Origin of the sequence: Flagellimonas algicola (assembly GCF_005937185.1) — a bacterium.
In the GTDB taxonomy this organism is placed as follows: domain Bacteria; phylum Bacteroidota; class Bacteroidia; order Flavobacteriales; family Flavobacteriaceae; genus Flagellimonas; species Flagellimonas algicola.
In genome coordinates this window covers 953,223-968,740 of record NZ_VCNI01000002.1, presented here as the reverse complement: position 1 = coordinate 968,740, position 15,518 = coordinate 953,223, and the positions used below count along the sequence as shown (strand labels likewise).

Genomic DNA, 15,518 nt, shown 5'->3' with positions numbered 1-15,518 from the left:
ATACAACAGCTATGAAAGTTACCCATTTCGCAGTATCAAGACCGGTTACCACCTCAATGGTCTTTTTGGCACTATTGTTATTCGGATTTATGTCCTATTTAAAACTGCCGGTAAACCTGATGCCCGAGGTCAACCTACCGGCCATGGTCATCATCACGGACTATCCCGGGGCAACCCCAGGTGAAGTGGAAACCGAGATTACCAACCTACTTGAAAAAGAAGTGGCCACCATCAATGGGCTGAAACTTATGCAATCGTACTCCATGCCCAATATGTCCATGATCATCGTTCAATTTGAATTGGACAAAGACCAAGATAAGGCCATGGCCGAACTGCGCAACAAGATAGATCTGGTGGTTTCCTTTTTACCCAAAGAGGCCAAGTTGCCGTTCGTTCGTAAACGTTCCAAACCCCTGTTGGCCCCTTTTAGCATGAACAGTGGTTCCGTGGTCGATCTGATCATTACCGGAAATGTCGATGCCAACAAACTCTACCAGCTATCGAGAAGGGAAATCAAGGATAAACTATCTCGCATTGATGGGGTCACCAAAATTGAGTTCAATGGTGGAAAATTACGTGAAATACATGTGGAGGTCGACAAGAACGGCCTTTACGGTCTGGGCATGAATATCACCGAGGTCGCCACACAGCTAAAGGACAACAATGTGGATATGTCAGGCGGTGATATCGTAAGGGAAGACCGGGAATCCATCATCAAGACCGGAAATAAATACAATTCTGTTGAATCCGTCAAGAACACTTATATCGCAACCCCTTACGGGGAAAAGAAACTGACCGATTTTGCCACGGTAAAAGACACTTTCCAACTTTCAAAAAATGATGCCTTCTTTTACGATGGCATTGAAAAAAAGGAACTGAACAATATTGTGGGCATAAGCGTGCAGAAAAGCAGTACTGCAAACGCCGTGTCCATAGCCAAGGAGGTAAAGAAATTGGTTCCAGAAATCCAAAAAAACCTGCCAGAAGGGGTTACACTGAGCTTGCCATTCGACTCCTCGGAATATATCGAAAGCTCGGTGAACGATGCTATGATGAACGTTATTCTGGGAATCATTGTCACCGGTTTGATCTTATTTCTCTTTGTAAACAATATCAAGGCCACAGTAATTGTGAGCATCTCCATTCCCGTATCGCTCATTATCAATTTTTTGGCCATGAGGCTCTTTGATGGGTCGCTCAATATGCTGTCGTTGATGAGCTTTGCTGTGGCCATTGGGGCCTTGGTTTCCAACTCCATCGTGGTCTTGGAGAACATTCTTCGCCTCAAAAGAGAGGGTTTGCCCATGAAGGAGGCCTGTGTCACTGGTACACAAGAAGTCTTTACGGCGGTCTTGGCATCCACGGGAACCAACTTGGTGGTGTTCCTACCCATTGCCTCCATGAATTCCATAGTCGGTGCATTCTTTAGGGAATACGCCCTGACCATTTCATTCGCGACAATTTTTTCGCTTCTGGTCTCCATTACCTTGACCCCGATGCTGGCATCAATTTTATTGAAGAACGATCCAAAACCCTCCAAGTTTTCCAATTGGATCATTAAATCATTTGACAAGCTTCAAGAAATCTATGAAAGGTCATTGCGCAGGTTAATGTCAAGAAGACGCAATCCCATCATCCTGTTTGCCGTGATGTTCTTCTTCTTTATCATGAGCATGGGATTGTTGGGGGAAATCGGGTTTGAATTTGAGCCGGAATCCGATAATGGGGATTTGTTCGTGGAGCTTGAAATGCAGCCGGGCACATCAATGGAGAAGAACAGGGAATTGACCAAACTGGTCGAACAGAAGATTGCCTCATATCCTGAGGTAAACGCGATATTAAGTATGTTGGGCAGTAAAAACTCCTTTACCACCGGCTCCAATTATACCAATATCTCACTGAAGCTCAACAAACGGGTGGAACGCGAGTTATCGAATGCGCAAATTGGCGAGAAACTATTGAACGACCTCAAGGAAATACCAGAAATAAAACCCGTGGTGGCGACCATAAATTCTGAAGAAAGTGGTGGCGATTTGGGATTTTCCCTAAAATCAAATGATGCCGTACAACTGTCCCAAGCTAACGATCAAGTCATGAACCTTTTAAAAGATGTGGAAGGATTAATTTCTTTCGAGTCTAGCCTACGAAATGGTCCGCCCTTGCTTCAGTTCAAGCCCAAGAAACGTTTGTTGGCCGAACTGGGCATCTCGGTCAATGAATTGGCATTAGTCATTCGCAGTGCCATTACGGGTATCAAGGCCACAGTGATGAGTGAAAACGATGTGGAGTACAACATCAACATCAAGGTTCCCGTTTTCCAGACCAATACGGTCGAAGATATCAAACAGCTCCCTGTCCATACTGAGACAAGTATGTTCACTGTTGGGCAGTTGGCCGAGGTATCTTATGAAAACGCCCCTGCCCAAATACTCCATAAAGAAAAGTCAAAGACCGCCGAATTCAGTGCCACCTTAGCCCCTGGTCATATATTGGGAGATGTCAGAACAATCATCGATGCAAAGTTCAACGAAATAAATCTGCCTGCCGGGGTCGATTTCCAATGGAGCGGCAATGTAGAGGAATTGGACAATACGGTGACCGATATGACTATTACTTTTCTATTGGCACTGGTGTTGATGTACATGCTGCTGGCCTCGCTGATGGAAAGTCTATGGCAGCCCTTGGTCATTTTCACTACCGTGCCCATGGCCTTGATAGGGGTTTTTGTCATCATGTATTTTGCTGGAACCACTATGAACATTATGTCGCTAATGGCCATCATCACCCTACTGGGTCTGGTGGTGAATGACGATATTTTGATCCACGACTATACCGAACAGTTGATGCACAAGAAGAAAATGGACATTCTTAGTGCAACCATTCTTTCGGGGAAGACCAAAATGAAGGCCGTTATAATGACCACGGTTGCCATTATATTCGGAATGCTGCCCAACGCCATTGGCCTGGGCGATGCGGGAGCGGAATACAGAATCCCCATGGCCATAGTGACCATTGGGGGGATGATCACCTCCACTGTGCTGACCCTGTATTTGATTCCTTCTTTGTTTTATGTCATTAGAAGTAGAAGGCAAAAAAGGAAGTCGGATGAAACCATCAAAAATTGAAATTGTAAAGTTTTTGGCCGTAATGATCATTTTCTTGATAGGAATGGTCATTATGCTCATCCATCAAGTGCAAAATACTTGGATTTGGATCGGATACATCAGTGCATGGTGGTGGGTAGAAGTGAAAGTGGCCAAGAACTTTCATGTAAAATTGTGGGTCTGGGTACTTATTTTGGCATTGATTCTGACGATAGATGTGTTGGTGATTCTTTTCTTTGTCCAATGATTGCGAGCCTATTATTTACAAATCCGGAGGAACACCCACTCTTTTTTTAATGCGTTAGTTGTGCGGCATTAGCAGTAAGTCACATAACGCCATTCCATAGGAAACGGGGGCAATGCCACATTTTTTATGGGCATTAAATGCTACATTTGCCCTATGGATGCTTTAAACATAGCTCCCTTATTAAGTCTCACCGTAGGGGTATTTTTGTTTGTTTTCATTTTGTTCCGAAAATCAGGTCTGGGCAGGGATAAAAGACTTCGCTATGTTTTAGCGGCACTGGTCTTTTATTTTGCATTCGTATCATTTGATTACTATACCACCCTGAGCGAGCATGGGAGCAATTGGTATTTTGGAATATCCTATATATTCCACCACCTGGTAGGGTTTCTGTTCTATTACTTTATCGCCCTATTGATAAAACTACCCGTAGCCTTTAAAAAATGGGTGTTTATCGTTATAGGTCTTACCCTTCTGAGATGGTTGTTCTTTTACCCCCTTTTTGAACATGAAAATATAGATGAGTTTTTTACAGTATTACGGACTTCAGAGTATGCCGAGTGGTTGTCATTGGAATACCTCCTGGTGACCTTGCTCAATATTTTCTTCTTCTTCCTGGCATTCTATCGGTTCAGAAAGGCGCCGATGGCATTGGTGCTTACAAAAGATGAAAGGCTCAAGTACAAATGGGCCAAATTAATATTGATTGCACTTGTCATTTTGCAACTTGGCATGTTCATCAACCTTGTTGTCAACGGTTATACCCTGGACACCTATCAAATCTCCATGAAGTTTGAATCGCTGTTGATTGCTATTTTCTTTTTCATTTTTGCCTATTCCATTATGCATTTTCCCGTATTTGCCTTTTCGGGTGATTTTGAGGACCTACCGGAAGAAACCAAAATGAAATATGCCAAATCTTCATTGAAAGATTCGTCCGAACTCTTTGAGCAAATAAGTACCTTGGTAAGGGAAGAACAATTGTATCTGGATTTCGATTTAAAATTGAATACATTATCTGAAAAGTTGGGAAGTTCCGTTCACCATGTTTCACAGGCAATCAATCAGAGTTCGGGCATGACCTTTCCTGATTTCATCAATAGCTTTCGAATTGAGGAAGCCAAAAAACGACTGCTCAAGCCAAAACCGGACACCATCTTCGCCATTTCTCTCGATGTGGGATTCAATAGCAAAGCGGCATTTTATACCGCTTTTAAAAAAGTGACCTCCCAGACCCCCACAGAATTTAAAAAGGCCTCCAAAAGTTAGCTCCAATAAAAATCGTATCACTGTCCAAAGTGCCTTGGTCATGATTCTAGGCATTTTTTATGTTCAGTATTATAGGGAGCGGCATTCTTGCAAATCGCCAAGGCTACTTTTGACTACAATTCTTTAAAAAGTAGTCGTATGAAAGCATTAAAAATAATAACTGTCCTAGTGGCAGTACTAGTGTCAATCACAAATTTGACTGCCCAAAGCAATCCTTTGACTGGAAAATGGGAAGCGGAGTATGAGGAGAACAACGAGAAAATATATGTGACCTATGAATTCAGAAATGAAAACGGAAAGCACACCTGTTATACCACCTACATCAAAGATGATAAAGGTCGTGGTGAAGAACACGAATCACTGGCACTAAAGGACATCGTTTTTGGAGGGGGAAAAGGTACTGGAAAGTTCATAATTGACCATAAAGGGAAAAATTATGAAGTCAGGGCGAACCTTAAGTTAAGGGATGACAATACCTTGATAGTAAGCTATTCGGCATGGGGCTATTCCGATAACGAAACTTGGATACGATTAAAATAGTTTCCAATGCTAAACGGACAGCATATGTTTGATAAGGAAAGAATCTGGAAAGGTATCAGAAAACGACTCGATTCTGAAAGGGTGACCTTACGGTCTGTGCTCTTGGAGTTCAAGTGGAAGCTTAGCTTTGTACTCATCTTGATCTTGGTCGAATCAGCTATCGAATTACTGATTCCCTTGTTCATTGGTTTTGCGATAGACAGTGCCATTAACGGAAGCTATATTGGTGCCCTTCAGCTTGGAGCATTGGGAGTACTTATTATTCTGATTGGCGGGGGACGCCGATTTTTCGATTCAAGAATTTATGCCAAGATATACCGAAGGCTGGGGAATGCAATGCTCTTGAAAATAGATGGGAACCGGTCGTCAATAAAAACCGCAAGATTGGGAATGATCAATGAGATTGTCGAGTTTTTGGAAAATTCCCTTCCGATACTAGTCTCCACTATTATAGGAATGATAGGAGTGGTTATTATCATCGCAAGTCTGAATCTTAACGTATTTTATGTAGGCCTTGTTGCCACATTTTTGGTCTTTCTCATTTATTTTTTGACCAGTAATAGGACCACAAATCTAAATAGTGCCTATAACAATGAGTTTGAAAAGCAGGTAGATGTTATCACAACAAATGACAGTACATTGCTAGCGTCCCACTTAAAAAATATGATGAAATGGAATATCAAACTATCTGATCTTGAGGTATTCAATTTTTCCATGTCGTGGTTGGTCTTGATGGCCTTTTTGGTACTCTCCATCGTCTTTTCGGTAAGTACGGGCAATGTAGCATACGGAGCTTTATTTTCGCTAATCATCTATGTTTTTCAATACATAGAATGCATAATCGCTTTACCCGTGTTTTATCAAAATTGGTTGCGGCTGAAAGAAATAAAAGGGCGATTGGAAAAGTTGTAGGTATATTGGAAGTAAAAATGAAGAAAAAACTAAACAGATGGTAGAGCATTATTGATTTCCGCATAGTCTGGTTATAAGGCTAGTTAATCGAACTCATTAAAGAAGAAGGGAAAGTCTTTAAAATTGTTGGTTTTATGAAAACACATTGGAGCAATGTGTTTCGTTTACTCAAGAATAATCTTTTTAACTTGAACTTTAATTCCATCGCTAAACCATAATTGGTAAATTCCTTTTGGAAGGTTTCGTTTAAGTTCAACCTCGGTTACTTTTTGGCTTAATATGATATCGCTCATGACCACTCTTCCCGTTAGGTCCAAAACCTGTATTTCCAGTGGAGTGTTGGTGGTTTTTGTTACATTGAATATGCTTTTCGTGGGAAAGGAGTATATTAAAAGTTCATCCATTTCATTGGCCTCATTGATTATCTCTGTTCCGTTTGCATGATTTTGGAATTCCAAGACATTTACCTTAAAAGAGGAACTTGTAGATTCAAATTTCCACTTGAAATTGTCGTAACCAAAGTAGTCCTATTGGACAATATCGTCTCCATTGGATTGTCAGAACCAGTTATAGCTAAGACTTTACCGAAGTTATGTTTTGGAGTTATTCTGTATTGACCGCTCCCTAGGTCCACACTTCTTTTTTGCTAAAACCCAAATGGTATTCAACCACCTGAAGTGCACTTGATTTGATCAAGTGGAGTAAGGTGACACTCGCGATAACTGTATAAATATTAGCCATGATAAAAAGAGTAAGAAAATAGAGTTTATCCTTTCCCATTATAATGAATGGCAATTTTATCCGAATAGAATAATTTGATTCCCATTTTAAGGTTCTAAAAATTCCCTATCAAACCTGATAATACTATTCTTACGGACTTCCATTTCCATTTAAACCCCATTTTTCCCTGTCAAGGCTGTTTTTTCCCTTTCACTAAACTTTTGTAGTCAAAACCTAAAGATTAGGTGTTGCTTTGATTACATCAAAATTGAATTCAACAAAATTACCGTCCGTTAAAAACAAGTTAACCATTTAAAACAATGCCCCATGAAATAGAACGCAAAAATTATCTTATGGCTACTTACAGCTTTTTTATTGCTTGTTCCAGTGATAGCGCGGGTGATTAACCGATAGTAAAAACCCTAATGGGGATATCTTCTGCTCTGCTAATATACGAGGTGTTAAAAACGGTGGCTGTCTTGGTTGTCATTGTAACCCGACATTAAACGGAGCCCCCTTTTTCCTAACCCCATTTGCGCTGGTGATCACACTTGTGAAAATAGTTGGTTTTGATTTGGAAACAGGGGGACATGTTTTTCAATTACATTTTACTAGTGCACAACCCATGAACACCAATACTTTTCTTGGTCAGGCAACCGGGGATTGGAGCAAAGTGGATGTGTTTTTCGGATTTAATCTTTAAAGAATATTTTAAAATGAGCCCTATGAAACTTCGCTTGGCTAAAATCCCTGTGCAAAATAGGTTCTGTAACAACAGTTCAGCGCAAATTAAGTCCGAACTACTTAAGATCAAGGATATTTCCAACGTACAGCTATACCCAACAGATTCCTTGGTCGTATTCAGTTTTATAAAGGCAAACGAACTCTCCAGGGCGCTCAATATTTTAATGGCTTTGGGTTGTCCTCCGCAAGGAGATAGAATGGAAAGAGACATAATTTCCCCATTATGCTCCTGTATATAAAATATTCACAACAGCATAAGCAAGAACCGTAAAGACTCCTGAATGGGATCTTAAAAGACAACTACTAACGATTAAAAAAATTGAAAATGAAAAAACTTCTCTTATTATCAATGACATTTTTAGCCCTTCTGGCTTGCAAGAGTGATGACAACGATATGGGTACCGATGATACTCCACCACCACCGGACCCCAATACGGTTCAATTAAGAAACAATGCCAATTTTGGCAATATCCTAACCGATGCCGAGGGAATGACCCTGTACTTCTTTTCCCTTGATAGCAAAGGTGATTCCAATTGTGTTGATGGCTGCAAGGCAAGCTGGCCTGTTTTCTATGCCGAAGACCTTACACTTGATGATGGACTCGAGGAATCGGACTTTGGAAGCATAACCCGAAGTGACGGGGACATGCAGACCACTTATAAGGGATGGCCGCTGTACCGCTATGCCAGCGACAATGCCGCTGATGATGTAAATGGGGATGGAGTCAATGATGTTTGGTATGTAGCAAAACCCGACTATTCCGTAATGATGACCTTGGCGCAATTGGTGGGAAGGGATTCAGGCGGTGTGGAAACCAACCTTACCAGCACCTACGAACCTGGTGATGAGCAGACCTTTTACATGACTGACGCAAATGGGAACACCCTGTACAGTTTTGTCAATGATACCAACGGGGTCAACAATTTTACCAATGAGGATTTCTCCAACAATCCGGTTTGGCCCATTTTTGAAGAGCAACTCCAGAATATCCCCAGCATATTGGATGCCAATGATTTTGGTTCCATTGATGTTTTTGGAAGAACACAACTCACCTATAAGGGATGGCCGATATACTACTTTGGACAGGATGCACAGCGTGGCGACAACTTTGGTGTGGGATTCCCGGTGGCAGGAATATGGCCTATTCTTAACCCGGACATTGAAATTGCACCTGAGCCCGAACCTAATGCGGTAAGGCTAAGGGATAATACAACTTTTGGAAATATCCTCACCGATGCTGAGGGAATGACCTTATACTTCTTTTCTCCGGACAGCAAAGGAGACTCCAATTGTATTGATGGCTGTAAGACGAACTGGCCTGTTTTTTATGTCGAAGACCTTACACTTGATGATGGACTCGAAGAATCGGACTTTGGAAGCATAACCCGAAGTGACGGGGACATGCAGACCACTTACAAGGGATGGCCGTTGTACTATTTTATTAATGACAATGCCGCTGATGATGTTAACGGAGACGGTATAGGTGATGTCTGGTATGTGGCAAAACCAGACTATTCTGTTATGATGACCTTGGCGCAATTGGTGGGAAGGGATTCAGGTGGTGTGGAAACCAACCTTACCAGCACCTACGAACCTGGTGATGAGCAGACCTTCTATATGACCGATGCAAATGGGAACACCCTGTACAGTTTTGTCAATGATACCAATGGGGTCAACAATTTTACCAATGAGGATTTCTCCAACAATCCGGTTTGGCCCATTTTTGAAGAGCAACTCCAGAACATCCCCAGCATATTGGATGCCAGCGATTTTGGTTCCATTGATGTTTTTGGAAGAACACAACTCACCTACAAGGGATGGCCGATATACTACTTTGGACAGGATGCCCAACGTGGCGACAACTTTGGTGTTGGATTCCCCGAGGCGGGAATATGGCCCATACTCAATCCAGATATCGACGTAGCGCCACAAGCAGATGGAGCAACCTCATATGACGTTACCAATCAGGGTGCCACAGAATACATATTCAATGGTTCTGGACTCAGTGATGCGAGCAATCCGGACCTTACGCTAAAAAGGGGTGAAACCTATGAATTTGTGGTAGCGGCGCCAGGACACCCATTTATTATAAAGTCCGTACAGAGCATCGGGACCGGGAATGCCTATAATGATGGTGTTACCAATAATGGTGCAGCAACAGGCACAGTGGTGTTTACTGTTCCAAACGATGCCCCGGACACCTTGTATTACAACTGCGAGTTCCATAGTCCTATGACTGGAACCCTTACAATAACAGATTGAAAAAGAAGATTACATTTTTATTAGTTTTGAACCTAGGGCCATCTGTCCCTAGGTTTTCTTTTATTTCAAGTCTTACAAATTTATAAGGCATATGGGGATATGAGGCGGCCTTTTTTCAGTTGGCTCTTCTAGCTGGCTATTTCTCAATATGGGTATTTTTTAAAGTTGACCATCTGAACATAGCAAACGTAAAACCCCAAGTTTATCTTGATGCCAATACCCTAATTTCTCATTTAAAACTGGGGATGAAACTTTCTCAAAAGCGGAGAGTATAGTGAAAATTGAAGATACCATCAAAGAAATCAATACCATTAACAATCGCTTTACCATATTGTTGAAAGGAAAAGAAAATGACTCTTCCAGCATATTTGTGATATGCAAACCAATCAAAATGAACACCTCACAACCTTAAAGCCAGATGATACATTAAGTTGAAAGATGTATTCAAAGGTTTTATAAACGTTGGTTTTAAGGAAGGGCTGGAAATTAACGCCTCAGGTGTATTCGACATTATCGCTCTAATGTATGAGTAGTAGCCGATTTCCACTATCTAATTTTTCAGTTTGCACTGGGTTTTATTTTCATTCAGTTCAAATTTCTATATTGACTAGGACTTAATCCAACTTTAGACTTAAAGAGTTTATTAAATCCTTGCGGGTACTCATAGCCTAGAGAATATGCTATTTGGCTGACATCTTCACTAGATCCCAATAGTTTGGTTTTAGCTCTTTCAATTACATATTCTTGAATGTGCTCCTTCGCACTTTTTCCTGTTTCTGATTTGATTAGGTCTCCAAGATAATTCACAGAAAGATTTAATTGGTTTGAACATTCCTTTACAGTTAAAACTCCATTAAGTAACGGCTCTTCTGAATTATAATAATTTTTTAGAGATCGGTTGAATTCAGTCAGAATGTCCTTGTTCAAGTTAGTTCTTGTGTAAAACTGTCTATCATAAAAGCGTTTACTGTATTTGAGTAGCATTTCTATGTTGCCAACTATCAACTCTTGGCTGTGTTTGTCAATATTTTGATTGTATTCTTCTTTAATCTTTAATACTAACTCAGTAATTGATTTCCTCTCCTTTTCTGATAAATGAAGTGCTTCATTTAGGTCATAATTAAAGAATGAATAATCTTCAATCGTTTTTCCCAGTTCAGATTTTCGAATTAAGTCTGGGTGAAAAAGTAAAGTCCAACCTGAGCTTCCCTTAATTTCTTCTTGGTTTTCAACTTGAATAGTCTGATTGGGTTTAATAAAAGTCAATGTTCCCTCATCAAAATCATAAGAGTTTCTTCCGTAGTTCATTGAGCCCGAAAATCCTTGTTTCAAGTTTATTTGGTAGAAATCAAATACATATTTTGTATCTCCATAGTCAAAATTGGTAATGCTATCGTCAATTTCAATTACTGAAACCAAAGGGTGCTTAGGTTTTTCTATTCCTAAAAATTTGTGTACTTCGTTTATTGACCGAATTCGAACAATATTGCTCATTTCTATCTGTTATTTCTTGGTTTCAACTCTTACTTTTAATGCCATGTTAAGTTTACCGTAAGCTTCCTCAACACCTTTTGGGTTCCAAAAGTTAACGCCAATTCCTTTGTAATCCTCATGAATTGTCACCTTTGTTGAACTGCCCGTCGGCTCTAAAATATACTTGTGGTTGAAAGTGAGGACTAATGGAATTCCACCTTTTTGATTCAGTAGCCTGTTCGGTGTTATTTGAACAACTGTTGCACCTATTTCACTGATGTTGTCCGCATCTTGAGTAAATCGGTATTTTACCTCATTCCCTTCTTTTACTTCTCCTTCCAACAATTTCATTACAGGATTCCAGTTAGAATAATCATTCATGTCTGTTAAAACCTTCCAAACTTTTTCGGGAGAAGCTTTAATAGTGATTTCATGGTGAGCCGACTTCCTGCCCGTAACAGTCAGAATCAGCATTATTGCAATTACCCCAATAGCTATGTACATCGATTTTTTCATTTTACATATTTATCAAACCAACCAACAATAGGCTGAGCGTTTTCACCTAACCAAGCATAAGCTGCCCCTCTTTTTTTCGCTAAATCCAACCACATGATTTCTTTGTCGGATTGAATATCATTGTAAAAGCCTTTGACCATATCCATATTGGTCATTGGGTCGTTTTGGTTTTGAATGACCAAAGTAGGTATTGAAATGTCTTTTGCATAAGGTAGAAAAGAATCTCCAGTTAGGTCTGTAGCTCTTTTCTCTTTGTTGTATTTGTTTCCTGAGTTGATTAGAAAATTGGGTAGTCCCATTGCCTTAACAAAGTAATCATAGGTCAACGGTTGAACTGAAATCATGGTTTTTAAATTTTTGAAAGTTTTCATTTCCTCTTCCAATCCAAAGGCAAAAACGCTAGCTCCTTGTCCCATGCAAATAGATAACAAGCCAATACTTGCATTTTGATAGTCTTTGTGTTCCGAAATGAACTTGATAGCACCTACCACATCTTTTCGCTCGTCTTTCCCCCACGATACCCAGCCTGTTTGTTCACTATTGCCATGGTTACGCATATCATACATGAGGACAGAATATCCCGCTTCGACCAGATACTTGGCTTGGTCAAGAAAATGAATGTCACTTGTCCAAAGTGCATTTTTCATCATTCCTTTTCCTTCTTGCGTAAAGCCACAACGAGAGCATTGTACCCCAAAGTGTGATTGTATTATCACCTTATCTGTTCCTCCTTTTACTAGCCAACCTGATAGAGCAACGCCATCAGAGGTTTTGAAGGTAACATCTTCATATGACAAGGAATACTTGTCTGGTGTCTCAAACACAGGTGATTTTCCTGGTTTGATCATTAAATCTGAAATTTGCTTTCCGAACATTTTAATTGCTTTTTGCGATTTATTATGCAAAGCTATCGGCAATTAATATGTTCAACTTATCCAAATTCCTGAATGGCTTATCTGTTTTCCTGTTTTACATTGTGTCCGATATAGAAATATAGCTATTAACTATTATTAGGAAATGTAGATAATGATTATATCCAACTCATACGAGTCATAGGCGCCATAGTCTAAGTATCAAAAAACCGCCATTTTAAAAGACACTTTTACTATTGGCAGGAGCTTTTGATTAGGAAGTCCCATTTGTGGTCTTTTTTAGTATTCTCGTTAATTCACCTTATATGGGACAGTTCGATACCCATATTCAGTTTCTTATAGCATTTTGATTTCAATTAAGGTTAAACAGATTTATATTTTATTTCTAGTGATCTGATTTTCTTTGGATTTTATGAATCAGTGAAATTTGGAGTGTTTTGGTAAAATATGATTGAGGTGAAAGGCACTTAGTGTTTACATTTTTTGTCCTGCCAGCAGGACGAGGAATGTAAAGCAAGAGGGTAACACGCTAACGCGATGTTACGTTTTTTAGTTGTTTGATTTTCAGTATATTATGTAGACATAGAATTTGAAGAAGAAAATTTTTTACAGTAAAAACCTTAGTAGGCCCAGTAAACATTGGAATTTTTTACAGTAAAAAATATTATTTGCTCCGTAATGTAGGTTTTTGGGGCACCTTTTTTCACGGATATAATTAGAAGTTTGTTGTTGCTGTTTGAATAGTGTGGAACCAAGATAGTCCTAAGATGAAACAACGACTCTAAGATTTGGTAGGTGCGCCCTATTCCGATTTTACTTGACGCTTATCTTTCTGAACACTATAAAATCGGAACAGGATCCATGCGCAAAGTTAAACGGTAAGAAATGGGGCCAAAATGTTCGATAAATATGGAGTTTCCATACTTCCAGAAATAAAGCGAGCGAAACCTTGTTTCGCGCTGCAAGCCCAAATCTTACTAAAACTAATACTACTGGGCGAAATATTTTCAACTAGGCAACTATCATTTCATTTGCATCATCTAAAGTAGAGTTATCGAAACGTTTCAAGTAAATTTCTGTTGTCTTTAATGAGCTGTGTCCAAGCCCTTCGCTTATAATAGCTGTGGAGATTCCCATATGTTTTGCTATAGTTGCCCATGAATGGCGTATTGAATACGTGGTAAAATGCTCCTTTATACCTGCATCTTGAGCAATTTGTTTTAATCTTTGGTTAACTCGTCTCCGAATAGTTTTGTATTTCTCATATTTCAATGTACTTCCATCGTAGTTCGAGGGAAAAAGAAAACCGTCATTGTAATCATGCTTTAAATAGTATGTTAATATTTGCTTTAATTCTGGTGTTAGCTTTACAGATAAGGGATCTCCCGTTTTACTTCTACCATAGAACAACCTATCCTGATTAATATTGGATTTCTTCAACTTGACCAAATCAATCAAGTTCATTCCTCTACAATTAAACATTATCAAGGCATAGTTTTTTGTGTGCCACAATGCAGAACCCTCTGGATATTCTACATTTCTGATTCTTAGAAAAGTTTCTTTTGGTATTGCTCTTTTCTTTGTCGGGTTTGACGAAGGTATTTTATATCGTTTAAAAGGATTTTTAACTACTTCTATTTTATCCTCGTAAAGAGCAGCATTGTATAGTGCTCGCAAGGCTCTTATATGGGAGTTGATGCCGTTTGGTTTAAGGCCTTTACTTTCTTTATAAACTTCAAAGTCTTTTAAAATGCTTACACTAAGTTGGTCTAATGGAAAATCTTTATTGTTGTTGAATCTTATGAAGTCCTTTATTGCATAGTGATACCAATCTGCCGAACCCGGTTTATTTATTTTTCTTTTACGCTCTATTATGACTTTACCCCATTCAGATAACATTAAACCATTAGACATTTTACTTTTTAGTTTAGGACTAATTTTATCCTCCCATCTTTTCTTGATCTCATTAACCAAAACGTCTACATCCATATATTGAATAGCACCACCTAACTCATTAATAAGGTTTTTGGCTTCATGAAGTTTATTATAAAGTATTTGATTTACCTTATCACAATCCAACGACTTATTTGTAGCAGCGGATTTCTTTAAAGTTTGAGCATTATCATTCCAGCCAGCTCTTGATGTTTGGTATGGCAAACGAATCAATCTTGGTTTAATATGATACACTCGTAATGCTATTGGAAATAAATCTGAATTTGCACTTTTGGATGACTTTCGAGTGTCTAAAATGAGCCTAACTTTTGCCAATTTTGATGCTTTATTTACATCAAGTTAGGAATAAAAATGCACAGTTTGTGCACACTTTTTATTGAAATCAGATGATATTGAATGATTTCAAATTTTATGAAAAACGATGTAACTTATTGAAAATAAGACAAATAAAATGATTTTTAGATTTAAGAAGAATGCTAATTCGGAAACTGGCAGGCAAGAGGCCACCGGTTCGAATCCGGTATTCTCCACCAAGCACCTCATAACGGGGTGCTTTTTTTATGGGATTTGTGGTCAACATAATACTCATCAAGAGTGCTGATAGGTATTTCCGTTGGTCGTGGGCTGTAGCGTTCCGATGGACATCGGAAAGGCCACCGGTTCGAATCCGGTATTCTCCACTCAAGGGATAATAAGTTGTTTGGACTTTTTATCCCTTTTTTAATTTCTACATTTAGAAGAGAATTTCCCGAGAAAAGAAAAACCTTGTCCTATATGAACAAGGTTTATTAGTGTTTGTGGTCCCACCTGGGCTCGAACCAGGGACCCCCTGATTATGAGTCAGGTGCTCTAACCAACTGAGCTATAGGACCCGCAAATTGCGGATGCAATATTACTACTTATTTTTC

The 15,518-nt window shown here is 39.5% G+C and carries 14 protein-coding genes and 1 tRNA gene; 8 read left to right on the top strand and 7 right to left on the bottom strand.

Going from position 1 to position 15,518, the window contains the following annotated elements:
• Nucleotides 1–11: 11 nt before the first annotated feature.
• The 5 genes from FGG15_RS13235 (at nt 12) to FGG15_RS13215 (ending at nt 6,069) form a co-directional block, all read left to right on the top strand.
• Entirely contained in the window at nt 12–3,125 is a 3,114-nt protein-coding gene (locus FGG15_RS13235; protein ID WP_138836993.1) for an efflux RND transporter permease subunit, read from the top strand.
• A complete protein-coding gene (locus tag FGG15_RS13230) occupies nt 3,106–3,351 on the top strand; it encodes a hypothetical protein (protein ID WP_138836991.1) in 246 nt (81 codons plus the stop codon). The genes FGG15_RS13235 and FGG15_RS13230 overlap by 20 nt, the downstream gene beginning before the upstream one ends.
• 153 nt (nt 3,352–3,504) lie before the next feature.
• Nucleotides 3,505–4,617 carry a helix-turn-helix domain-containing protein gene (locus FGG15_RS13225; protein WP_138836989.1) on the top strand — a complete coding sequence of 371 codons (1,113 nt, stop codon included), beginning with the start codon at nt 3,505–3,507 and terminating at the stop codon, nt 4,615–4,617.
• 138 nt (nt 4,618–4,755) lie between these two features.
• Complete coding sequence (locus tag FGG15_RS13220) at nt 4,756–5,157, top strand: hypothetical protein (RefSeq protein ID WP_138836987.1); 402 nt, start codon at nt 4,756–4,758, stop codon at nt 5,155–5,157.
• A 6-nt stretch (nt 5,158–5,163) separates the two neighbouring features.
• Nucleotides 5,164–6,069, top strand: coding sequence for an ABC transporter six-transmembrane domain-containing protein (locus FGG15_RS13215; RefSeq protein ID WP_138836985.1), 906 nt, complete (start codon nt 5,164–5,166; stop codon nt 6,067–6,069).
• Nucleotides 6,070–6,233: 164 nt separating this feature from the next.
• Here FGG15_RS13215 and FGG15_RS13210 read toward each other — a convergent pair whose 3' ends face one another.
• Nucleotides 6,234–6,527, bottom strand: coding sequence for a T9SS type A sorting domain-containing protein (locus tag FGG15_RS13210; protein ID WP_138836984.1), 294 nt, complete (start codon nt 6,525–6,527; stop codon nt 6,234–6,236).
• Nucleotides 6,528–7,330: 803 nt separating this feature from the next.
• Between FGG15_RS13210 and FGG15_RS20215 the strand changes: the two genes are divergently transcribed.
• The 3 genes from FGG15_RS20215 (at nt 7,331) to FGG15_RS13200 (ending at nt 9,796) form a co-directional block, all read left to right on the top strand.
• Nucleotides 7,331–7,492 carry a DUF5777 family beta-barrel protein gene (locus FGG15_RS20215; protein WP_202619581.1) on the top strand — a complete coding sequence of 54 codons (162 nt, stop codon included), beginning with the start codon at nt 7,331–7,333 and terminating at the stop codon, nt 7,490–7,492.
• 22 nt (nt 7,493–7,514) lie between these two features.
• Nucleotides 7,515–7,772, top strand: coding sequence for a hypothetical protein (locus FGG15_RS13205; RefSeq protein WP_138836982.1), 258 nt, complete (start codon nt 7,515–7,517; stop codon nt 7,770–7,772).
• A gap of 86 nt (nt 7,773–7,858) precedes the next feature.
• Complete coding sequence (locus FGG15_RS13200) at nt 7,859–9,796, top strand: hypothetical protein (protein ID WP_138836980.1); 1,938 nt, start codon at nt 7,859–7,861, stop codon at nt 9,794–9,796.
• Nucleotides 9,797–10,381: 585 nt separating this feature from the next.
• Here the strand turns inward: FGG15_RS13200 and FGG15_RS13195 are convergent.
• From FGG15_RS13195 to FGG15_RS13170, 6 genes are all read right to left on the bottom strand, one after another.
• Nucleotides 10,382–11,290, bottom strand: a complete 909-nt coding sequence (locus FGG15_RS13195) for a helix-turn-helix domain-containing protein (protein WP_138836978.1) — start codon at nt 11,288–11,290, stop codon at nt 10,382–10,384.
• 9 nt (nt 11,291–11,299) lie between these two features.
• On the bottom strand, nt 11,300–11,785 hold the full coding sequence (locus FGG15_RS13190; protein WP_138836976.1) for an SRPBCC domain-containing protein: 486 nt from the start codon (nt 11,783–11,785) through the stop codon (nt 11,300–11,302).
• Entirely contained in the window at nt 11,782–12,660 is an 879-nt protein-coding gene (locus tag FGG15_RS13185) for an alpha/beta hydrolase (protein WP_138836974.1), read from the bottom strand. The genes FGG15_RS13190 and FGG15_RS13185 overlap by 4 nt, the downstream gene beginning before the upstream one ends.
• 1,008 nt (nt 12,661–13,668) lie before the next feature.
• Nucleotides 13,669–14,925 (bottom strand): tyrosine-type recombinase/integrase, encoded by a 1,257-nt coding sequence (locus FGG15_RS13180; protein ID WP_138836972.1) that lies wholly within the window; start codon nt 14,923–14,925, stop codon nt 13,669–13,671.
• A gap of 94 nt (nt 14,926–15,019) precedes the next feature.
• Nucleotides 15,020–15,295 (bottom strand): hypothetical protein, encoded by a 276-nt coding sequence (locus FGG15_RS13175; protein ID WP_138836970.1) that lies wholly within the window; start codon nt 15,293–15,295, stop codon nt 15,020–15,022.
• A 113-nt stretch (nt 15,296–15,408) separates the two neighbouring features.
• Nucleotides 15,409–15,482: transfer RNA gene (locus FGG15_RS13170), tRNA-Ile, on the bottom strand.
• Nucleotides 15,483–15,518: the final 36 nt, after the last annotated feature.

What these genes read in the sequence shown, in the direction of transcription:
- FGG15_RS13225 (WP_138836989.1), top strand. Translation starts at nt 3,505, where the DNA reads ATGGATGCTTTAAACATAGCTCCCTTATTAAGTCTCACCGTAGGGGTA.
- FGG15_RS13205 (WP_138836982.1), top strand. Translation starts at nt 7,515, where the DNA reads ATGAAACTTCGCTTGGCTAAAATCCCTGTGCAAAATAGGTTCTGTAAC.
- FGG15_RS13195 (WP_138836978.1), bottom strand. Translation starts at nt 11,290, where the DNA reads ATGAGCAATATTGTTCGAATTCGGTCAATAAACGAAGTACACAAATTT.
- FGG15_RS13190 (WP_138836976.1), bottom strand. Translation starts at nt 11,785, where the DNA reads ATGAAAAAATCGATGTACATAGCTATTGGGGTAATTGCAATAATGCTG.
- FGG15_RS13185 (WP_138836974.1), bottom strand. Translation starts at nt 12,660, where the DNA reads ATGTTCGGAAAGCAAATTTCAGATTTAATGATCAAACCAGGAAAATCA.
- FGG15_RS13215 (WP_138836985.1), top strand. Translation starts at nt 5,164, where the DNA reads ATGCTAAACGGACAGCATATGTTTGATAAGGAAAGAATCTGGAAAGGT.
- FGG15_RS13230 (WP_138836991.1), top strand. Translation starts at nt 3,106, where the DNA reads ATGAAACCATCAAAAATTGAAATTGTAAAGTTTTTGGCCGTAATGATC.
- FGG15_RS13200 (WP_138836980.1), top strand. Translation starts at nt 7,859, where the DNA reads ATGAAAAAACTTCTCTTATTATCAATGACATTTTTAGCCCTTCTGGCT.
- FGG15_RS13220 (WP_138836987.1), top strand. Translation starts at nt 4,756, where the DNA reads ATGAAAGCATTAAAAATAATAACTGTCCTAGTGGCAGTACTAGTGTCA.
- FGG15_RS13235 (WP_138836993.1), top strand. Translation starts at nt 12, where the DNA reads ATGAAAGTTACCCATTTCGCAGTATCAAGACCGGTTACCACCTCAATG.